At 51.1% G+C, this 20,461-nt stretch carries 16 protein-coding genes and 1 CRISPR repeat array; of the genes, 12 read left to right on the top strand and 4 right to left on the bottom strand.

The window, feature by feature from the left end; all coding sequences use genetic code 11:
• Positions 1-71: 71 nt before the first annotated feature.
• Entirely contained in the window at positions 72-1,178 is a 1,107-nt protein-coding gene (locus tag NST96_RS23275) for a 2-keto-3-deoxygluconate permease (protein WP_003389999.1), read from the bottom strand.
• Positions 1,179-1,199: 21 nt separating this feature from the next.
• On the bottom strand, positions 1,200-2,342 hold the full coding sequence (locus NST96_RS23270) for a glycerate kinase (RefSeq protein ID WP_342404799.1): 1,143 nt from the start codon (positions 2,340-2,342) through the stop codon (positions 1,200-1,202).
• 175 nt (positions 2,343-2,517) lie between these two features.
• Between NST96_RS23270 and NST96_RS23265 the strand changes: the two genes are divergently transcribed.
• The 3 genes from NST96_RS23265 to NST96_RS23255 all read left to right on the top strand — a co-directional run bounded on the left by NST96_RS23265 (position 2,518) and on the right by NST96_RS23255 (position 5,544).
• Positions 2,518-3,627: a sugar diacid recognition domain-containing protein gene (locus NST96_RS23265; RefSeq protein WP_122958377.1), complete on the top strand. Its 1,110-nt coding sequence runs from the start codon at positions 2,518-2,520 to the stop codon at positions 3,625-3,627.
• 156 nt (positions 3,628-3,783) lie between these two features.
• Complete coding sequence (locus tag NST96_RS23260; protein ID WP_172920401.1) at positions 3,784-4,509, top strand: MBL fold metallo-hydrolase; 726 nt, start codon at positions 3,784-3,786, stop codon at positions 4,507-4,509.
• A 513-nt stretch (positions 4,510-5,022) separates the two neighbouring features.
• Positions 5,023-5,544, top strand: a complete 522-nt coding sequence (locus NST96_RS23255) for a hypothetical protein (protein WP_024985548.1) — start codon at positions 5,023-5,025, stop codon at positions 5,542-5,544.
• 92 nt (positions 5,545-5,636) lie between these two features.
• Here NST96_RS23255 and NST96_RS23250 read toward each other — a convergent pair whose 3' ends face one another.
• The gene (locus NST96_RS23250) at positions 5,637-7,250 is read right to left on the bottom strand and encodes a PLP-dependent aminotransferase family protein (protein WP_251237929.1); all 1,614 of its coding nucleotides are present in this window, start codon (positions 7,248-7,250) and stop codon (positions 5,637-5,639) included.
• 117 nt (positions 7,251-7,367) lie between these two features.
• Here NST96_RS23250 and NST96_RS23245 point away from each other — a divergent pair, with 117 nt between their 5' ends.
• The 9 genes from NST96_RS23245 (at position 7,368) to cas2 (ending at position 18,029) form a co-directional block, all read left to right on the top strand.
• A complete protein-coding gene (locus NST96_RS23245) occupies positions 7,368-8,429 on the top strand; it encodes a proline dehydrogenase family protein (protein ID WP_251247039.1) in 1,062 nt (353 codons plus the stop codon).
• A gap of 233 nt (positions 8,430-8,662) precedes the next feature.
• The gene (locus tag NST96_RS23240) at positions 8,663-9,853 is read left to right on the top strand and encodes an ISL3 family transposase (protein WP_172920624.1); all 1,191 of its coding nucleotides are present in this window, start codon (positions 8,663-8,665) and stop codon (positions 9,851-9,853) included.
• A gap of 186 nt (positions 9,854-10,039) precedes the next feature.
• Positions 10,040-10,663 carry a type I-MYXAN CRISPR-associated protein Cas6/Cmx6 gene (gene cas6, locus NST96_RS23235; protein WP_003389994.1) on the top strand — a complete coding sequence of 208 codons (624 nt, stop codon included), beginning with the start codon at positions 10,040-10,042 and terminating at the stop codon, positions 10,661-10,663.
• Positions 10,650-12,956, top strand: coding sequence for a CRISPR-associated helicase Cas3' (gene cas3, locus NST96_RS23230; RefSeq protein ID WP_122958380.1), 2,307 nt, complete (start codon positions 10,650-10,652; stop codon positions 12,954-12,956). Before cas6 ends, cas3 begins: the two co-directional genes overlap by 14 nt.
• Entirely contained in the window at positions 12,929-14,461 is a 1,533-nt protein-coding gene (gene cas8a1 / locus NST96_RS23225) for a type I-MYXAN CRISPR-associated Cas8a1/Cmx1 (RefSeq protein WP_003389992.1), read from the top strand. Before cas3 ends, cas8a1 begins: the two co-directional genes overlap by 28 nt.
• Before the next feature lie 3 nt (positions 14,462-14,464).
• Entirely contained in the window at positions 14,465-15,352 is an 888-nt protein-coding gene (cas7i, locus tag NST96_RS23220) for a type I-B CRISPR-associated protein Cas7/Cst2/DevR (protein WP_031931659.1), read from the top strand.
• Complete coding sequence (gene cas5 / locus NST96_RS23215) at positions 15,349-15,999, top strand: CRISPR-associated protein Cas5 (RefSeq protein ID WP_003389989.1); 651 nt, start codon at positions 15,349-15,351, stop codon at positions 15,997-15,999. The genes cas7i and cas5 overlap by 4 nt, the downstream gene beginning before the upstream one ends.
• 84 nt (positions 16,000-16,083) lie before the next feature.
• Positions 16,084-17,730 (top strand): type I-MYXAN CRISPR-associated endonuclease Cas1, encoded by a 1,647-nt coding sequence (cas1, locus tag NST96_RS23210; protein ID WP_003389987.1) that lies wholly within the window; start codon positions 16,084-16,086, stop codon positions 17,728-17,730.
• Positions 17,685-18,029: a CRISPR-associated endonuclease Cas2 gene (cas2, locus tag NST96_RS23205; RefSeq protein ID WP_319800726.1), complete on the top strand. Its 345-nt coding sequence runs from the start codon at positions 17,685-17,687 to the stop codon at positions 18,027-18,029. Before cas1 ends, cas2 begins: the two co-directional genes overlap by 46 nt.
• A 258-nt stretch (positions 18,030-18,287) precedes the next feature.
• Positions 18,288-19,565: a CRISPR direct-repeat array (repeat unit 23 nt; unit sequence TGATGCTGAAAAGCGTTTAGCAC).
• A 350-nt stretch (positions 19,566-19,915) separates the two neighbouring features.
• On the opposite strand, the gene NST96_RS23200 is transcribed toward cas2, so the two are convergent.
• Positions 19,916-20,113: a hypothetical protein gene (locus NST96_RS23200; RefSeq protein ID WP_172920808.1), complete on the bottom strand. Its 198-nt coding sequence runs from the start codon at positions 20,111-20,113 to the stop codon at positions 19,916-19,918.
• Positions 20,114-20,461 lie beyond the last annotated feature (348 nt).

Below are 20,461 nucleotides of genomic sequence, written 5' to 3'. Positions count from 1 at the left end.
TCTTGATCCGAAAGGTGAAACTCCCTGACGTCTGTCAGGGGCAGCACACGCATACATGGATGTACTAGATGTTACGTGTGGATGGTATTTGATATCTCGTGGGTTTCCAGCTTTCCGTTGATACCTCGCTTCTTTTGCCACGTATCGACCAGGATCACGCCGATAGGACAGAGGATCGCCGTAGTCAGTGTGGAGATGGAGATTTGGGCGGTCGCGATTTCCACCAGATTTTGATAGGCCTGTGCATCTGCGGCGGACATCATGCCGGAACCGGCGGCTACGGCTGCGGCTGCCGCGATGGCTGCCGGCGTTCCGACGGCGTTGCCTGCAGTCGATGCTTCCGCTACGGGGGCAATATGGCTTTTTTCGCGGAACAGCTTGAAGACCAGCATGCCTGTAGAACCGGTCAAAATGGTCGTCATGAAGCCGAGCGCCAAGCCGCCGAGCAGCACCTCGATTTTCAGGAAGGTGGCAAAGTCCATCCCGGCACCGAGGGAAAAGGCAAAGAACGGAACGGGCAGCAGCTCGCCCGGCTTCAGGAAGTCGCGCATTTCGGGATCGAGGTTGCCCAGCAGCATGCCGATGCCGATCGGCAGCAGTACAGCGATAAACGCGATGAAGGGGAAGTTCGCACCCATCATGCCCAGCGCCATCAAGGTGAAGAAAGGACCGTCATTCAGCGAAAGGACCGCAACGGCGCCGACGTCAGAGCGATTCCCGTACTGGGACGTAAGGGCGGCATACATCCCGCCGTTTCCGTTGGTCATCGCGGCGATAATCGTCATCGCCGACAGGCCGAGGAAGCCGTTCATCATGTCGCCGGACAGCTTTCCCCACAGAAAGCCGATGATCACGCCGGTAAAATACTTGGAGGCAGTCAGCAGCACGCCTTTTTTCAGCGCCGTTCCGCCGACCCGCAGATTCATCTGGCTGCCGCAGCAGAACAGGAACAGGGCGATCAGAATGATGGAGCTGTTTTTAAAGAGGGCCTCGGAAAATCCGCCGATGCGCAAAAACTCGTAATGGCCGTCTTTGGTCGCAGCAACCCCAAGGGATTTCAAAAAGTCCATGACAACGGGTATGTGCATTTGGTCAATGGTGTTCAGCAAGGCGCCGAGCAGCAGCGGAACAACCATTAATCCGCCGGGTACCTTTTCGATGGTCCGTTTGATTTTCATTCAACAATCCCCCTTGTACGCTTAGTTGTGGTTTTGCCTGGCCAGATACGTCCGGAATACTTGCTCTGCCGTCTGTGTGAGCAGCTCCGGTGCCCGCTCCATCGCTTCCTGCAGGGACATCGGCGCGTTTAGTATGCTATGAATGCTATGAATGCCGTACTGATAAAGGGTATCGATACCGCGTCCGATCGAGCCTGCCAAAACGAAAACGGGTATGCCGCGTTTCTGGGCCACCTGCGCTACACCCATCGGAGTTTTTCCTGATGCTGTCTGAAAGTCAATTTGTCCTTCCCCGGTGAGGACGAGATCGGCATCCTGCAAATGCTTGTCAAGCTGCGTGTACTCGATCACGATGTCGATACCGCGTCTCATGGACGAAGGAAAGAAGGCTTGAAATGCACCGCCGATTCCGCCTGCAGCGCCTGCCCCTGCCCGTTGATGCAGCCGGATGCCGGTTTTGGACTTCACCAGATCTGCCCACGCGCGGAGGGATTGATCGAGTCTTTCCGCCATCTCGGCAGTGGCCCCTTTTTGCGGACCGAACACGTGGGAGGCCCCGTCCGGACCGATCAGCGGATTTTGGACGTCGGAGGCGATCAAAAACTCCGCTTCGCGTATGCGAGGGTCAAAACCGCTGTCATCGATCACCTCGATCCGTTCGAGCTCGCCACCGCCAAATCCGACCTGATGTCCCTCAGCGTCGAGCAGCTTCATGCCGAGGGCTTGCAGCATGCCGATGCCGCCGTCATTGGTAGCGCTTCCACCAATCCCGAGAATAAATCGTCGGCAGCCGTCATCCAGGGCTTGTCTGATCAATTCGCCCGTGCCGTATGTCGTGGTGACTAGCGGGTTTCTTTTCTCCGCCGGGACCAGGTACAGGCCGGACGCGCTCGCCATCTCGATCACGCAGGTGACGTTGTCTCCCAAAATTCCGTAGGCGGCATCCACCGGCGTGTTCAAGGGGCCTGTGACAGTGACCTGTACCTTGCGTCCCCGGGTCGCTGCGACCAGACTTTCCATCGTGCCTTCTCCGCCGTCTGCGACCGGTACCAGAACGGTATGGGCTTCGGGGCGAACCTTTTTGATGCCTGTTTCAATGGCGAGGGCAGCGTCAAATGCAGACAAGCTTCCTTTGAATGAATCGGGTGCAATCACAACCTTCACGCTGACGTTCCACTCCTTTGTAAAGCGCTTTCATAACTTGCTTTTCATTATAGAGAAGGGGCATTCGCGAAATCATCGGTTACCATCCATAAAAATCCTGTGCAAATTATCGCATAATTTTGTTTATTATAAATAAGCGCTGGCTTAATCGATGTGTGAAGGATAAGATTTGAGTATGCTGACCTATGAGATTGCCAAACAGATCGTACGCGAAACGATGAACCGCCTCAACCGCAACATCAACATCATGGACCATACCGGAACGATTATCGCTTCGGGAGACGCTTCGCGTGTGGGTGAAATCCACGAGGGAGCTGCCGATGTCATCCGGACAGGCAAGCCGCTGATGATCACCCGCAGCAATGAGCGCCAGTACAAAGGCGCGCGCCCGGGGATCAATCTGCCGATCGTCTTTCAGGACAAGCTGATCGGTGTCATCGGCATCACGGGGGAGCCAGATGAGATCCGCGAGTTTGGGGAGCTTGTCAAAATGATTACGGAGATGATGATCAACCAGTCCTTTCTGGCCTCCCAGCTCGAGTGGAAGCAACGGCTGAAGGAAATGATTTTTGAAGAGCTGATCCAGCGGGAGATTCAGGAAGAATCCGTCGAGCAGAGGCTGGCCCTGCTGAAAATGAAACTGGAGGAGCCTTTCCAGGTCTCTCTCATCGAGATGCGTGAAATTCCGATGCAAAATCAGGAGCTGATTCAAAAAGTCGAGCAACTGATCGGCGAAACGAAATGGCTGGTCGGATTCCGCAGCGTAAACCGGTTGTTCATCCTCACTTCCGGTCTGGAGGAAGGCACAGTCATAAAAAAGCTGGAAGCCATTCAACTGTTTTTGCGGCAAAAGGAGATCCCGTTCAAGATCGGTTTGGGCTCGCAGGTGACAGAGACGGGGAAAATCGGCATGTCGCTTGAAGAGGCAAAGCTGGCATTGCTCTTGGGAAGCCAGGAGCAGGGCATCACCTCTTATTTGGATATCGAGACGAAGGCGCTGATCAAGCGGATGGACAGCCAGGCCAAACAAAAATTTCTCGATCGCGTATTTGCCCATCTCCCGCCGAAGGGGATCGAAACGCTGGAGGCGTTTTTTGCCAGCAACCTGAACATCGGCGAAGCAGCCAAACATTTGTATGTCCACCGCAATACACTCATCTACCGTTTGACAAAAATCAAAGAGCGCACCGGCTACGATCCGCAGGTTTTTCATGACGCCGTCTCGCTGCAGCTGGCAGTGTGGATGCAGCAAAATCAGGCGGGAGGAGAAGGGGAAGGGCGGTAGACGGGAAGGATCTGCCGCTTTTTTTCGCAGTTCTCGTTCTTTCTGACTTTCACCAGGTTGTAAAAAAGTGGTGAATCTGGATGCGGAAAAACGTGGTACCGTTATGGAGACAGCTAGATTTTCCTTAAAAATGGAAAGGAAAGAGGGAGAAAGCTGGTGGAACAATGCCGACACTTGAGATGTCTGACTGACCGCATTCATTTTCTGCCACCGGATGAGCGAACAGATCGGCCGATTCTCGCAGCTATTTCCGGGACGAAACAGACTTTAATGCTCGATACAGGAAACTCTCCTGCCCATGCGGAGCTGTTTCTGAAGGAATTGGAACGGCACGGATTATCGCAACCGTCTGTTGCCGTTTTGACTCACTGGCACTGGGATCACACGTTTGGCGGTGAACGGATCGGGGCAAAGCTGGTTGCCCATGAAAAAACGAAAGCCGTTCTGGAGAAGCTGGTTCCTCTCGCCTGGACAGATGAAGCCATCGACCAATGGAAGGATAAAAGCAGCGGGTTTGCTTTCTGTGCCGAGATGATCAAAAAGGAGTACGGCGCCGAGCGCAATATCTCGATCCGACTGCCGGAGATCACCTTTCAAGGGAGCTGGGAGGCTGACCTCGGCGGCATCCGCGTCGTAGTCGAACATGTTGGTGGCGATCATTCCTCGGATTCATCGGTCGTCTTTATCCCGGAAGAGAAGGTCTTGTTTTTGGGAGATTGTCTGTACGCGGACTTGTATGGTCGCTACACGGAAGCCAAAACAAGGGCGCTGCTTTCGAAGCTGGAGAAGTACGATGCCGACTGGTATGTCCTGTCTCACGAAATGCCGATGTCCAAAGCGGAATATCAGGGCTATGCGGAGCTGCTGGGGCTAGTCTGTTAGCTTGCGGAGGACACAGATGGAGAGCGCGAGGCCATCATGTCAGGATTAACCGCCGCTCTTGGCCGTCAGCCGGGGGAGCTGGAGCTTGAGGTAGTTTCCTGCTTTGTGAACGGGGCGGCAGTGCAGGCAAGTGGGGATGGGAAGTAGAAAAGCTGTAAAGGAAGAGGGGCTGCTCAATCAGGTGGCCTTTTATTTTGAAAGGTTACCCGCATGGTCTGCCCTCCGTTTATGGCTACAATCGGTACTATTAGTAAGTCCCCTTCCAATTCTGAAGTACCGATATATCTTTTGAAAAGAGTATGTTAATTCCATTGCCACTACACGTGACACAAGCGGCATCCGTATCCCATGAAACATAATGAAGAATTCTTCGTCTTACTTATAAGGGATCATGGGAAATATTTACAAAAATAGACAACGGCAGCTCATAGAATATGGTGGTCAAGTGATGATGCCGATTCAGTCTTTGACGAATCAAGAGATTATAGTAATTAGAACATGGAGGGGAATGAAATGAAAAAACGGAATGTAGTAATAACGTCTATGTTCACATTTGCTGTTTTGTCGGGTGTTGCTTTTGGAGGCTTTTATGGTGTTGAGCCTGTAAATGCGAAAAAAGAAAAGGTTGAAATGAAGAAAGAGGAAAAGATGAGTGACTATCGTCCCGAAGAAATCAACAAAAAAATTGAAAGTTCATGGGAAGATGCGTTAAAAACCTACGAGATTGATGATAGCCAATGGACTAAGATTGACTATGCCGACCGGATTCACTTGACTCAGACGCTCAGTGACGAAGAGAAAACAAGCTTTTATGATGCGATGCTTGGAGCGATGGAGAAGCATTCAAAAGTGGGAGACATGATGCCGCTTATGCTTGTTAATGATGATAAATCGAAAGTCATTATTTTGTTCCAGCATGATGAAGGAAAAGGTAAGACAGTTAAAATTGAATTAGCACTTAAAGGAAACGCAAAATCCCTTAGTGCCAATGAGTCCTCAAAAGAATGGACAGTAGAGAGCGTTGAAGAAAAGTAATTGAAGTCGAAACTTGTCTGGGTGGGTCATTTTTTGGCTCCACCCAGACCCTATTTTTAATCCGTAGCCAGTTTTCAGAGCAAAGCCCACTCCTAGCCCAAAACCCGTTTCATCCGCAATACGCCCTCCACAATGTCCTCCTCCGGCAAATTCCCGTACCCGATAATCACCTTGTCCAGATGTCGCCCTTTTTGGATCGCATGCTCCTCGACCGGATAAACCCGGACGCCTGCTTGCAAAAGAGCCGACAAACTCGCCTCAGTGAACGCTTTGCCAGAGAAAGAAGCGACAATATGCAGTCCGGTCGAAGCCCCCCAAATGTCCACCTGTCCGGGAAAATGAGCCTGGAGCGCGTCGCATAGCGCTCTCCGGCGGCGCTTGTACAGCTTTTTTACCCGGCTGATGTACTTCTCCAGATGGCCTTCCTCCACAAACCTTCCCAATGCCAATTGCTCCAGTGAAGGCGTGTGCAGATCCGTAAACCATTTTGCCGCCTGATACCGTTCCACCAAAGAAGGGGGCAGCACGAGATACCCCATGCGCAGTCCCGGAGAGAGAATTTTGCTAAAGGAGCCGATGTAGATGACCCGTTCTCCGGCCAGCCCCTGAAGCGAATGGACAGGCGGACTGTCGTACCTGAACTCGCTGTCGTAGTCGTCTTCGACGAGATAGCAATCGCGCTCGCCCGCATACCTGATCAGCTGGATTCTCCGCTGGATCGGCAGTGTGCCGCCCAAAGGAAACTGGTGGGAGGGCGTGACCAGCACAAAGCGCGGCTGCGCATCGGCAGGGAGAAGATTCGTCATCATCCCGTGCTGGTCGACCGGCACTGGGAGCAGCGCGGCCCCGGTCTGGGCAAAGATCGTCTGGATATCGCGGGTAATCGGGTCCTCGATCACGGCGCTAGCGCCTTTGGAAAGCAGCACCTTGGCGATCAGCACGAACGCCTGGGTCGCCCCGGACGTGATCACGATCTGCTCGGGACGGCATTGCACACCGCGCGTGCGGAACAAATAGCGGCTGAGGATCGCGCGCAGCTCCGCCTGCCCCTCGGGACGTCCATAGCCAAAGGCGTCGAGCGGAGCTTCCCGGCATACCTGCTGCATGATTTTTCCCCAAAGCGCCCGGGGAAAGCGATCGAGGCAAGGGACACCGGAGCGGAAGTCGATCGTATTTGGGGAAGGGTGGCCGATTGCTTTATCGCTCCCATACAGGGCAGTACAACCAGCCGCTGAATCGTTCACACCCGGAGAAGTTCGATCAATTGCAGAGTCGCTCACACCTGGAGAAGTTCGGCCAATTGCCGAGTCGCTCCCATCCAGTGAAATTCGAATCGTTGCCGATGGGAATGCCCGGTCATCATTTTCTAGTACTCTCTCTGGCGTCTCTGGTCCGCGTTGCCCCGTGACCCTGCCAGACAAAGGAAGGCCGGGCGGAAGAAGCGGCGTAAGCAGCGACAGATCAATACCGGGAGCCACATAATGACCGGAGCCCGGCCGTCCCTCCAGATACCCTTCGGCCAGCAGTTGGTCGTATGCCTCCAGGACGACATTGCGGGAGACATAGAGCTCTTCCGCGAGCTTCCGCGTCGAGGGAAGCCGTTCCCCGGCACGCAGCTCTCCTTTCAGAATTTTGCCGCGAATGTCCGCGTACAACTGGCGGAACAATGGCATCGGCTGAGTGCGGTCAATGTTGATCCAGAGCATGGCAAGCCCTCTCCTTCGCAAAGTGGTACTGTCCATATCGATGAAAAGTGGACCTAATCCTAGCCAGATTAGCATGTTATCGTGTGGGAGAAAAGCGAAGAGAGGGAGGAACGGAAGATGGAGAAACAAAAGTTAGAGAATCAAAATCAACCGGGAAAAGGAGAAGTAACTGCTCGCCTGGGGCTCTCGTCCACATTGACGGAGAAGGGCTCGCCGGAAATCTTGTCCGACGAACAAAAAGCCGCAGACGTTTTGCGGACAATCGCCCGCGATCCGGACATGAAAGACTTCGTCATGCGGACTCCTTGGCTGTACCGGATTCTCTATTCGGCGGCAAAACGGTATGTGGCTGGAGAACAGGGGAGCGAGGCAGTCAGGGCGGCGGTCCGACTGCGGGAGCTCGGCTACCGGCAGTCGCTGGAGTTCATCGGGGAAAACACGGCTGACGCGGAAGAATGCCGCCGGGCCACAGACGAATTTCTCGCGCTGATCAAAGAAAGCAGCCAGCAAGGCTTGTCCGCCGACATTTGCTTCGACCTCTCCCACATCGGACTTCTGGTCGATGAAAAGCTGGCATTGGAGAATGCCGAAGAACTGGCCCGATGTGCCAAAGAGCACGGCCAGTATGTGATGACCAGCATGGAGGAATCGGCCAAGACCTCGGCCATTTACCGCGTGTACGAGCAGCTCGCCAGCCGTATGCACAACATCGGTATCACGGTGCAGTCCCATTTGCACCGCACTATCGACGATCTTCCGCGTCTGCTCGCTCTGCCGGGAAAGATCAGGCTGGTCAAGGGCGCGTTTAAGGAAGCACCGGAAGTGGCTCTGCCCCGCTCCGCCGAGCTGCGGGAGCGCTATCTGTCGCTGGCAGAGCAAATCGTTCGTGCAGGTCACCCGCTGTCCATCGCTACCCACGACGATCAGATTGTAAAAGCGGTTTTGGAGCGGGGGTATCTGGGCGATGCCTACGTGGAGCTGGAAATGCTGTTCGGTGTACGGGAAGAGGCGGCTCGCGCACTGCTCGAAGGAGGAATCCCGATACGCCTGTATGTCACCTATGGCACCGAGTGGTATTTGTACTTGTGCCACCGCCTTGCCGAGCACCCGCCGAATTTGTACCGGGCATTGGCAGATATGCTGGAGCCGGGCAGGGCGGGGGTGGAGATGTACGGATAAAGAAGCAGGCCTCTTAGCCGGTTGGCTAGGAGGCTTTGTTTTGGTGGCGTCATGAGGCATCACTGCTTGGCTCGATCATTTTACATACCAAATAAAAGTTCTAAACGCCTCAGGTTTCTGTTCTTATTTACTTTAGATTCATCACCATAACCCGTGCTAGACATTGAAAAAACGCAGATGTTCCTCTATCGTGGGAGTTGTCGAGACAACCACTGAAAAGGAGGAAATCTGCGTTGTGCCTTGATTTTAGCACAGACTTTGTCAGACTTCCATCATTCCATCTCACTCATTGGGAAAAAACAACGGAAACGGATTGGATCGCTGTTCTGGAACCGAATTCTGCTTGTTATCTTTGTCCGATCTGTCTCCGAGCCAGTACCAACCATGCCCGTCCTGGACGGCGTATTCTTCGTCATCGTTTCGTTCCTTCTTGGGGGACCGTCTGGGTATCCGTTCCCGTGTATCGCCAGCGCTGTGCGAGTTGTGGGCTTACATGGACAGTGGAATGGAACGGTATCCCGCCTCGAGGATTGGTCACCTCTGCTTTTCAAGAGATGGCGGTGGATATGTGCCGCGGCCGGGATTTGCTCTCGGTTGCCAAGCAATTGAGTGTGGCCTACTCGACACTCGAACGCTGGTACTACCAACTGGCCCCCCAACGCCTTGCTCAACCAAAAGAACATGAAGCTCCTGAAGTGGTCTGTCTGGATGAGTTTGCGTTGCAAAAAGGACATAAGTACGGCGTGAACCTCATGGATGCTCAAACCGGTCATATCTGGCAAGTCACAGAAGGACGTTCACGTGAACAGGTACGAAACGCCCTGCAGCAATGGCCCTTTCGTAAGGCTCCCCATGTAGTTGTCACGGATTTGGCTCCAGGAATGGCTGAAACAGTACGCCAAGTCTGGAAGCATACCCTTGTGGTAGCAGATAAATTTCACGTGATCCAGCTTTTCTCGAAAGCGTTGGAAGCTACCCGAAAACGCACTCATGCTCGTGGAACACATCGTCGGGGCAGACATGAGCAACGCCTGCTCCATACGATCCCTGACAAGCTGAAGCCCGAAGAGCTTCAGGAACTGAAGAATTGGTTAGCAGAAGATCCACACCTCAAACGACTCTACTTTGCGCTTCAAGACATAAGAACCGTGTATGCCGTTCAAACCCAAGAGGCAGGCGAGGAAGCACTTCAGAAATGGATTGACGACCATCTCTATTCTCCGACTCCTGCGGTTCGTTCCATTGCCAAAACGATTGTCCAGTGGCGAGAGCCCATTCAGAATTATTTCTCCTTTCGGGTAACGAATGCCAAGATTGAAGGGACACACAACAAAGTGAAGGTGATCAAACGAAGAGCCTACGGCTACCGCAATCTAGAGAGATTCAAGATTCGCATTAGACTGGAGTGTAAACCGGCTACATAACTACGAAAAACTGCGATAGAGGGAGATCAAGCACGTTTTACGGTGAAGAGCTTTACTTTAACAAAAGAGTAAGAAAAAGGTAATAATACAATTGACCTATTGTTTCCAGAAATGGTAGCATTCTGTGTGATAGCAATTTAACCCACTTACAAAACAATTAAAACATTTTGGAGGTGAAATATCAGGATGATAACGCCTGCCGCGATCAGGGTCAAGCTGCCGATTATTTCAGGAAAAGAGATTGATACGGATCACTCCGAATCCTTGTACGGAGCGATTTCTGCTATTGCACCGGCAATTCATCAGCAAGACCAGATCGCGATATCCCCGATTTTTGGTGAAAGAGCGCTTGGCAAGCGATTGAGGCTTAGCCGCAAAAGTTATTTCTTTGTTCAATGTGACGCATCCCAAATCCCCATGGTACTCCCTCTGGCGGGAAAAGCCGTTCAGCTCCGCAACGATCATATACGCTTTGGCGTCCCGCAGTTAATGATGATTCGCCCGGCTGGAACACTGTTTTGCCGCTTATTTGTCATGAGAAATGCAATAGATGAAGAAAAAGCCGTCTCCAATCTCAGAAGCAAGCTGCTCGACCTACTGGGAGAGGAGTCAGCTCATCTGGACATAACCCCGCTGCGGAGAAGGATTGTCCGAATACACGGCAAGAAAATTACCGGTTTTGGCATCCGGATTGCAGGATTGACGGACGAACAATCCGTGATCGTACAATCGCAGCCTCTTTCTGGCCGGAGAAAATACGGATGCGGCCTATTTGTTCCGGCTGGAGGGAAAGACGATGCCAGGGATTGAACCCCCCTTTTTAGCCAAGAGTCTTACAAGCTCAGAACACGACCTGTATGCTGCCACAGTAGCAGGGCATCTGGAGCAGGTCGTGGAGACAGCCGAGATCATTGTCGAAAAGACCGGCTGGGCAATACTGCAAGTGTGTCAGTTGGAAGAGGACAAGCTCGAACCAATCAAAAGAGTGGTTCGGGTCGCGGCTCTGCTTCATGACCTTGGAAAATTGTCAGGAGATTTCGTAAACCTAATAGAAGGTAAAGATGCAGGCCCTCAGGTAGTTCGGCACGAGTTGTTGTCTTGCTGGATGTTGGAAAATTATGAACCATTGCTTCGGGCTGTAGAGCAATACATCGGGGATACGATGTGGGGAATGCTTGCTGTCAAAGCTGCTATCCTTGGACATCACTTGAGATTCCCGGATGGCGAGCAGACGTATTACGGTTCGGGTGAATTGAAGCTGTATCTTCTGCACAGGAGGGCAGATGACGTCAGGAAGCTAATCGACCGTACCTTGGGAGAGCCAGTGGATTGGAGCCAGCCCCTCTCCAGTTTCCCCAGGAGCCGTTTATTTGCGGGTGATTACGAAGAAAAGGTCATTTGCGAATGGAAGGAGAATGCGGTCGGTTTGAGTGCTTCTGAACGGAAATTGTGCTCGATCATCAGGGGAATACTTATCGCCGCTGACGCCTTGGGATCAGTCAGATCATTGTCTAGAGGGGATTGGGTTGAGAGGAAGAGTGTAGACATCCGAAACATCTTTTCAGGAATCCCACTTCAAAATGAACTGGGCGACATGATTCAAAAGAAACTGGCAAAGGTCAATACGTATTCTCCAGAGATTACGCAGTTTCAGGAAACGGTAGAAGCGGCTGCAACCTACGAGATCACGGTCTGTGAAGCAGGATGCGGGAGCGGAAAAACGATTGCGGCCTACCGGTGGGCCAAAAAAGTAAACCGCCCGTTTCTCTGTTTCGCTTACCCGACTACCGCCACGGCCACCCAAGGCTATGCAGACTATCAGCAATATTTGCAATCTGCGGGCAAAAAGCTGCACCATTCCCGGGCCGACATTGATTTTGAATTGCTGCTCAATCAAAAGGATGGCCAAAAAGAAGGGGCATTTCGCGCGTTGGAACATTTATTGCAGCCGGTGACCATCTGTACGGTCGATACTGTTATTGGTTTGACGCAGCTCTATTACTCTTCTCTTTGTGTGCTTCCACATATTCTCCAGTCGGCAATCGTCTTCGATGAAATCCATAGCTACGACGAAAACCTCTTTGCTTCGTTCCTCCGCTTTCTAAAAGAGTTCGATCTGCCTATATTGCTCATGACAGCCTCATTGCAACAAGAACGGCGGGAGGCATTGCAAAGCCTCTTTCGCGAGCTTGAAAACGAAGGGAGGAGAGCTGCCTGGTGCAAGGGCCCCGAACTTCATCAAAGCATCCCTCGCTACCGGTTGCATGCAGGGCCATCATTGCCGAAGGAAAAGCTGTGGGAAGCGCTGAACCGAAACGAAAATGTTCTCATCATCGTGAATACGACAGACAGGGCGATGGACCTGTATGAAACCCTAAAGAAAGAAGCGGCAGACAAAACCCCCGGGGCCGAGTTGTTTTGCTATCATTCGCGTTTCAAGTACCGGGACCGTTTGGCCAGGCAGCAGGAGATCGTAGAAGCGTTTCGCGGGAGGAGAGGTATTTGCGCCATTACGACGCAGATCGCGGAAATGAGTTTTGATGTCTCCTGCGATGTACTTATGAGCGAGATCGCTCCGTTTTCTGCGGTGATACAGCGTTTAGGCAGATTAAATCGCACTGCAAAGCCTGGGGATTCTCCAGGTAGAGCCTATTTCTGGATGCCCGAGAGTATAAGTCCGTATGAGAAGCAACGTGATGATGTTTACTTGACAGAGAAAATCCTGCGGGAGAATGCGGAGAAACCTCTTTCGCAGGCAGATTTGTCAATCCTGCTGGCGACGATGAACACGAAAAAACGGGAAGTCAGGCAAATGCTATCCGGGTGGGAAGAGCTTCCGGAAACGTTGACAGGCTCGTTGCGTGATGAGTCTTCGCTGGTCGATGTGATCGTCAAAAGCGATTTTGAAAAGACAGGCGGAAGAAAGCAAGCCAGCCGCTCCAAAATCATGGAGTATGTTCTTCCGGTAAATCGAGGGAAGCTCCCGCGGGGTGACTGGATGAAATGGCGTCATGTGTACATTGTGCCGGATGAAGTGATCGACTATGACGAGAAGCGGGGAGGGATGGTAAAGGGATGCAAGAGTGGAAAGAGTTCAGGTTGAATGATCCCGGGATGGGACCATATCATCGGGCAGGGCTTGCCGGATTGACCGCCAGTCTGGTCATGCTGGGAAAATGGAATGCACTTCCCGCGGCTTTGGATTCATTTGAATATGACGAACAGAAACTTTCAATGTCCGGTTTTCAGCCTACAGCAGAATCGCTGCATAGTCTGCTCCAGGCTGTGTACCGCTTGAATGATGATGGCCTGTTTGACTTTCCTGTTCTGGAAAGTTGGGGCCCTTTTCAGAAAGCGGAACTGCAGAAGTTGTATCTGGGCAGTTTTTTGCAGCATCCCAGTGCGCGGAAGGCAGAGGGGAAACAAAAAGAAAAGAATAGTCCGCTAGACGAGAAAAAACTGGAGTACAGCTATTTGCCATTAAGAGACTTTATCCATCGCGACCAGGCGACGTGTCAGAGAATTGCGGAGGCAGTTGCCAAACAAAAAAGCATGGATATAGCGGGCTGGGCACTTCCCGGCGGAATCGTCAAGCATAACGCCGTGCAAGAAACCGGTTTAAAGGAAAGTCCCGAAAAGTTTTTTCTTCTGCTGTTTGCGCCTCTGGGTTGTCTCTTTTTCCAAGGGCACGCCGGATTGTCCAATGGAGAGCGGGACAAGCGGACACAGACATTGGTAGCGGTGCCACGGCCTCGCCAGTTACGCTCGTTTGTTGACTTGCTCCTCAGATTTTATGAGCGGACAGGCAGCGAGAGAGCATCCGGGAAGGTTCCGCTTATTCGCGTCCAGGGAGTAAAAGAGGCAGCGCTGCAGGCGGCCATGCTGCTTCATTTGCAAAATACCCCAAAGCTCAGACGATTGTCTTGTGATTTTACGGTAGTACGGTTTGGTACCGTTAGCTGGTCAGCCCAGCAAAAAACACGGACAGCATTGTTTTCCAGCACATGCCTGTCTGAGGAAACCGTACAAAAATATCAAATTGCCCATGACAAGCTGCATCGAGCGGGAAAGGGCACACATTTCGTCTACTGCCCGTTTTTGGGCCAAATCGCCGACAATCTGGTGCTTGGAAACGATGAATGGTACCGGGGAATTTCTGCGTATATGACGGACGAACGGCGAAAAAGCATGATCTATTGGCAAAGGAGGCTGGGAGAATTGGTACAGGAAAAAATGATCTGGAAAGAACAGAGCAGAAGAGAATTTGTCGGCTTGATGCATTCTGCGATCCGCAACCGTTTTGGAAAGGTGAGTAACGAAGCCAAGCATGCGGGCGGTGACCTAAGTACGTTTTTTAAACGAGAATACGAGCGAATGCGCCAACTGTTTGTCAACTGCCGTACCCAGGAGAAGTTTCGGGAAAATTTGATGGATTTTGTTACAAGAACGAGACCGAGTGTCCCCGCGGATAGCACGAGGAGCGAAAACGAATTGCTGTTGCTTGCCTGCGAAGCGGATTGGCGGGAAGGAAAGGACCTATGCTTGCTGGCATTGGCCTCGTATCGTGGCAAGGAAACCGAAAAATATTTGGACCAAGGGGAGGAATAAAGCATGACTAAACATCTGCATGCGACATTTGTCACTCATATCGGAATCGCGGCAAACAATCGGGGAGAGACGGAGGGCAACATCACAACCCTGCAAAAGATTATGTGGAAAAACGATTTGTACACAACGGTGTCAGCAGAGGCGATTCGTTTTGCGCTCCGATACTACTGGCAGCAGCAATACGAACGGACAGGCGATGAAGCATACCTCGTCAACCGGGTCTATGATGGACAAACCTATCAATGGAAAGATGAATCTTTTGCCGATGAAGGCGAGTTGTACATTGATGACGATGTGCTGGGCTATATGGATGCCAAGGCTCCGAAATCAGACAGCAGTGAGGATTCCAAAGGGAAGAAAAAAGGGGCTGCTAAAGTGCGCCGGGGGGCACTGGAAGTATCGCGCGCTGTTTCCCTGCTGCCCTTTCTGGGAGAAACCAGCTTTAATTCAAAAGGGGGCGTAAAGACGAATACCTCATTATATGGTACAGAAATGCACGCAACCAGCTACCAGTACAGCATTTCCCTGACACCCCGACAACTAAAAAGAAAAGAGCGGATCGCGCTGGTTGTCGAAGCGCTGGCCTCCTTGCATTACGTAGGGGGAAATCAGTCCCGGTTCTTGTTCGACTTCAGTCCGCAGCTTGCCGTTTTCCGGATTACACATGACCCTGCGCCGCGTATCCTGTTTGTCGCAGAGCCCGAGGGAGACTTGTACTCTGTCCAAACCTTGATCAAAAGAGTGGAATCAGGCGATATTGCTGCGGATGAACTGGTGATCGGAGGAGAAATGGCTGCAGGCGAAAGAGAGCAATTGCAGCAGTTCGGAGTGAAGGTCCACAAAGGAGTACTGGAAGCCGCAAACGTCGTAAAGGCGATGGATTGGACATGAGTCAAGCAGATACGTTATGGCTCAAGGTATCGGTTCCGATTGCTTCTTTTACGGTTCCGCAGGCGAGGGAGTTTCTGGAGAGCTATCCGTTTCCTCCACCTACCACTGTCTATGGCATGCTCCTCTCGTTTATCGGCGAAACGGATCCCAACGCATTTAAGGGAACGGGTCTGGCCATTTTGGTCGAGGGTCTGCCAGCTTCTTCGGTTGTCCTGCGCAAAATGAGACGGTTTAAAGATCGCAAAATGGCCAGCGATAAGAACAGCAAGCCGGATTTTCAAGAGGTTTTGACCGGACTGGTCTTTTATGCCGGGATTCAAAGCAGCGGGCAGGGAGAGCAGCGTTCATTGGCGCAGGAGCTGTCAAATGCGCTGCAAAATCCGGAAGCCATCCAGCGTTTCGGAGGGCTTTCCTGCGGCGAATCTCATAATCTGATCGACCAGATTCATATCGTACAGCACCCGCTCGCAGCTCAACAGAAAACGGATACAACTATTTGGGGACTGCTCCCGTCAGAGGAGGGAGACTGGAGCGTGGCGGTCTGGGCCGATCACGTCAATTTGTCAAACACGAGCTGGGCGCAAGCAGAGTTTGTCCCGATAGAAGAAACGGTCCCGGAGCAATACTTTTTTACGATCGGAGCGTAAGTACGAGGGTGAGCGGTTTGAATAATTCCATCAGTGCCCATACTGGAAATTGGAGTAAAATTTCGAATCAGGAGGGTGTTGAGGATGTCGGCAGCAGCGGATCAACCGCTCACCCGCATCATGGCCTTGCATGCGCTGGAGTATTGTGAGCGACTGTTTTTTCTGGAAGAGGTAGAGGAAATCCGATTCGCGGATCAGGCAGTATACGACGGCAGAAGACTTCATGAGGAAATGCCTGAGTACATAGAATTGACCAATTTTACACTGGAGAGTCCCACTTTAGGCATACGAGGGAAAGTGGATTGCATCAGGTCTGTAGATGGCAATTGGATCCCGTACGAATACAAAAAAGGACACGCCAAAAAGTCAAGTTCCAGGGGTATTTATGAGGCTTGGCCGTCCGATGAAATTCAAGTTGCGGCCTATGCGATGCTTCTGGAAGAACACTTCGGTCAACGCATTCCGGAAGGCAAGGTCTACTACGCTTCAGATCATCGGACAGTGAGTGTCCCTGTGGATGAGCAGATGCGCAGCAGAGTCAGACAAGCGATCAGCCGGGCAGAAGCATTGAGAGCCTCAACGGAGAGGCCTCATATTACAACAAATGAACGTCTGTGTGCCAGATGTTCTCTGGCGCCGGTCTGTCTCCCGGAAGAAGAACGCCTACTGGATTCACCGAAACGGGAAGTCATCCGTCTGTTCCCGGAAGACCGAGAAAAGTTGGATCTTCATGTGGCAAGTCACGGGGCATATATTCGTCGCTCCGGTTTGTCTCTCGTAGTGGAGCAAAGGGACGGGGAGAAAGAGGTATTTCCGAGCGAGCAGATAAACTCGTTGTCGATCCATGGACAAAGCGTTCAATTATCCACCCAGGCTCTGATGTTATGTGCGGAGAAAGGAATCGCTGTCCATTGGTTAACTGGCGGAGGGAATTATATCGGGAGCGTAACAAAGGCGGCTGGAGGTGTCCAAAGACGGCTTAGACAATATAAGGCATTAACGGATGATGCAGTAAAGCTGGCTTTGGCAAAAAAATTGGTTTTAGCGAAAATGGAGTCCCAGCTTCGTTATGTTTTGCGGTGTACCCGTGGAAAACCGCGTTCCAATACGGTAGTGACTGCTGTTGAAGCCATACGGCATGCAGTATCTCACAGCCAAAAAGTGAAAACGACAGAGGAACTCCTCGGATGGGAAGGCAGTGCGGCCAAAGCGTATTTCGCTTGTTTTGCGGAATTTACAGCAGATGAGCTGGAAGCTGGAATGGCTTTTTCCCATCGCAATCGCCGCCCTCCGAAAGACCCGGCGAATGCCCTCCTCTCTTTTTACTATGGCATGCTGTACAAGGATTGTGTGGAGGCCATCACCGTAGTGGGGCTTGACCCGACGATCGGTTTTTATCATCAGCCGAGATCACAGGCGTATCCACTTGCACTGGACCTAATGGAAATTTTCCGCGTTTCCTTGTGTGACATAACCGCGATGGGAACTATACACCGTAAGCAATGGGATGTGGAAGAGGACTTCACAAAAGCCGGAGATCAGGTATGGCTGAGCGAAGCAGGCAAGAAAAAGGCGATCGCCGCTTACGAAAGACGAAAGCAGGACACCTGGAAACACCCGGTGATTGGCTATTCGCTTTCGTATGATCGCGCCATCGAGCTGGAAGTTCGGCTGTTGGAAAAAGAATGGTCAGGCAGGCCCGGTTTGTTTGCGCAAAGCAGGTTGAGGTAACGAGAATGAGCGGAAAAATGAAATATTACCTTGTCTGTTACGATATTCGTGAGCCCAAGCGGTGGAAGAAGTGTTTTCGACTCATGAAGGGTTACGGAGAGAGAATCCAGTACTCGGTTTTTCAATGCTATTTATCTGAACGTGCCATGGCTCAGCTTCGCTGGGAGTTGGCCAAAATCCTGTCAAAGGAAGACAGCTTGTTGATTGCCCCGATTTATGCTCCTGACCAGAATAAAATCATACAGTGGAACATGAGCGCCGAATGGAGTCCGGATCGGGAGCGGTTCAAAACGTTGTAAGTCGTTTCAAGCACCAGGGACATTTTTAAGACTGAACCCGAAAAAAGCTTGATGAAGGCCGTTCATGACAGGGTTTGGGCCAATATCCTGTTTAAGCAGGTGCTTGAAAATCGGGAGGAATACTGGTAAATCAATAGGTATGGGGATTGTATTCCTGTGGAAGAAAGGGGCCTTTTGTAAAAAGTGAACTGCTTTGCCAGAGGTGCTTGAAATGAAGGGCGTCTTTCCCATGTGTATCAAGGGTTATTTGCGGAGGCTCTGAAAGTAGCTGTGATGCTGAAAAGCGTTTAGCACTGCTACTCGGAGCTATGCGATATTAACCGGAAGGTGGCTGAAAGTAGCTGTGATGCTGAAAAGCGTTTAGCACCAAACTGTCTGTCCGCGTGACAAACATCAGGAAGCGCTGAAAGTAGCTGTGATGCTGAAAAGCGTTTAGCACAGGACGGAGCCGATAAAACTCGTCCCCATCCCGATGCTGAAAGTAGCTGTGATGCTGAAAAGCGTTTAGCACATGGTGTTTAAGGTCGGAAGAAAGGCAATTTAACACGACTGAAAGTAGCTGTGATGCTGAAAAGCGTTTAGCACCCCCTGAAGGCTTCGTTGCCTTATTCGGCTTTTTCGTCTCTGAAAGTAGCTGTGATGCTGAAAAGCGTTTAGCACCCACCAAGGCTTACCAGAAAGCATATGGCTGTGATCTGAAAGTAGCTGTGATGCTGAAAAGCGTTTAGCACATACGCAACACTTTCCGCTCAATATCCTGCAGCATCTGAAAGTAGCTGTGATGCTGAAAAGCGTTTAGCACTGGAATCCCTTTACTTTCCGTTCGGGGAATTCGTGAACCCTGAAAGTAGCTGTGATGCTGAAAAGCGTTTAGCACAGCGTTACCTTGCAAACAGATGCAATCGGTCTGGCTAGACTGAAAGTAGCTGTGATGCTGAAAAGCGTTTAGCACCTCTCGCAAAAGGCAACTCCCACTCATCGAAGGAGCCTGAATGTAGCTGTGATGCTGAAAAGCGTTTAGCACGTACCTGATAATTCTAGTGGTACTGTGTGTTTGTTCTGAATGTAGCTGTGATGCTGAAAAGCGTTTAGCACTTCTCCAATGATGTGATCCTTCCGAACGGAAAGACTGAATGTAGCTGTGATGCTGAAAAGCGTTTAGCACGGTTCCGCCCGGGCCAGCGCCGGGAGGGGAGGGGCCACCCTGAATGTAGCTGTGATGCTGAAAAGCGTTTAGCACACGAAGCAGAGGTGTTCGTTTTTAACCGACTGAATAGTCTGAATGTAGCTGTGATGCTGAAAAGAGTTTAGCACCTTATAAAATCCAATGGAGAGAAGTAACAGACGGGACGAGCTGAATGTAGCTATGATGCTGAAAAGCGTTTAGCACGAAAAGGAGCCAGATTGAAAGGTTCAAGAGGGATAGAACTGAAAGTAGCTGTGATGCTGAAAAGCGTTTAGCACGTATTTGGAGTGGCTTCTGTATCGACCTGTAGGCTTCTGAAAGTAGCTGTGATGCTGAAAAGCGTTTAGCACATGGAAGCCAATCAAAGGTGCTGCCAAATCATCTTCGGACAGGTTCCCGTCACCCCAAACCGCAGCGGCCTAGCCTGCCGAGAACAAGTCGATAGCACAAAAACTCAATACTCGCCATGTCTGGATGCCACTTCCCCTCCAATGCGTAGCAGGAACAATATACGATCCATGCACTATGTATAGCTCCCCATCCTGCTAAAACAGAACAAAGGAGTTCCCTTCATAAGCTATGATATTCGCAGTAGACAAACAGGGTATTTACCTAATTTTTGTCATCGATCATCCAATTATTGCAGGAGCTTGACCAACTCACTTCAAAGCCCTTTATTGAGAAAGTCCTCGGCACTATTCTATTCTCCCTTGTAAACCGTTTTCACACCTTTGCCCCATTCCTGTGCGTTCACCTTTCGCTCTTCGCGATCCCTTTGACGCGATCGTGCCACTCCAATGAGCATGTCCGCGAATGACTTGAACAATGACGCCTTACGCGATTCGCTCTCCTCGGTCAGCTCAAACATCAAAACCTGTTCGGACGGAGATTCACTCATCTAGGTACAATGTCCAAAGCCAGGAATTTGCCGTTATATGATGTCCTTTTCTGCTTGTAGTTCGTCAAGCGCGTGGAGATCTAGTCCTACTGTAAGTGCAATTGCATACTGTGTGATGAATAGCTGCGGGATGCAGCTTATTTACTGGAATTGTCCATTGATGACCTCCTTTGTGTGGGAAGGTTTAATGTCATAGATGCTGCTCGTCTGTGTAAAAAAAGAAAAAATCACTCCACGATTCTCCATTATTTTACAAGGAAACTATTACCATATATTCAATCCTGTGGTATCATTAAAAAACTTAAAAAAGCTGGATTTGGCGCAAATTGTGAATGCTAATCTAATAAT

This window comes from Brevibacillus sp. FSL K6-2834 (assembly GCF_038592925.1).
Lineage (GTDB): Bacteria > Bacillota > Bacilli > Brevibacillales > Brevibacillaceae > Brevibacillus > Brevibacillus borstelensis.
This window is presented reverse-complemented; position numbering and strand designations above follow the sequence as displayed.

Bases quoted from the DNA above. Each gene is read 5' to 3' on its own strand.
- NST96_RS23275 (WP_003389999.1), bottom strand. From the start codon at position 1,178: ATGAAAATCAAACGGACCATCGAAAAGGTACCCGGCGGATTAATGGTT.
- NST96_RS23265 (WP_122958377.1), top strand. From the start codon at position 2,518: ATGCTGACCTATGAGATTGCCAAACAGATCGTACGCGAAACGATGAAC.
- NST96_RS23255 (WP_024985548.1), top strand. From the start codon at position 5,023: ATGAAAAAACGGAATGTAGTAATAACGTCTATGTTCACATTTGCTGTT.
- NST96_RS23250 (WP_251237929.1), bottom strand. From the start codon at position 7,250: ATGCTCTGGATCAACATTGACCGCACTCAGCCGATGCCATTGTTCCGC.
- NST96_RS23245 (WP_251247039.1), top strand. From the start codon at position 7,368: ATGGAGAAACAAAAGTTAGAGAATCAAAATCAACCGGGAAAAGGAGAA.
- cas6 (WP_003389994.1), top strand. From the start codon at position 10,040: ATGATAACGCCTGCCGCGATCAGGGTCAAGCTGCCGATTATTTCAGGA.
- cas3 (WP_122958380.1), top strand. From the start codon at position 10,650: ATGCCAGGGATTGAACCCCCCTTTTTAGCCAAGAGTCTTACAAGCTCA.
- cas8a1 (WP_003389992.1), top strand. From the start codon at position 12,929: ATGCAAGAGTGGAAAGAGTTCAGGTTGAATGATCCCGGGATGGGACCA.
- cas7i (WP_031931659.1), top strand. From the start codon at position 14,465: ATGACTAAACATCTGCATGCGACATTTGTCACTCATATCGGAATCGCG.
- cas5 (WP_003389989.1), top strand. From the start codon at position 15,349: ATGAGTCAAGCAGATACGTTATGGCTCAAGGTATCGGTTCCGATTGCT.
- cas1 (WP_003389987.1), top strand. From the start codon at position 16,084: ATGTCGGCAGCAGCGGATCAACCGCTCACCCGCATCATGGCCTTGCAT.
- cas2 (WP_319800726.1), top strand. From the start codon at position 17,685: ATGGTCAGGCAGGCCCGGTTTGTTTGCGCAAAGCAGGTTGAGGTAACG.
- NST96_RS23200 (WP_172920808.1), bottom strand. From the start codon at position 20,113: ATGAGTGAATCTCCGTCCGAACAGGTTTTGATGTTTGAGCTGACCGAG.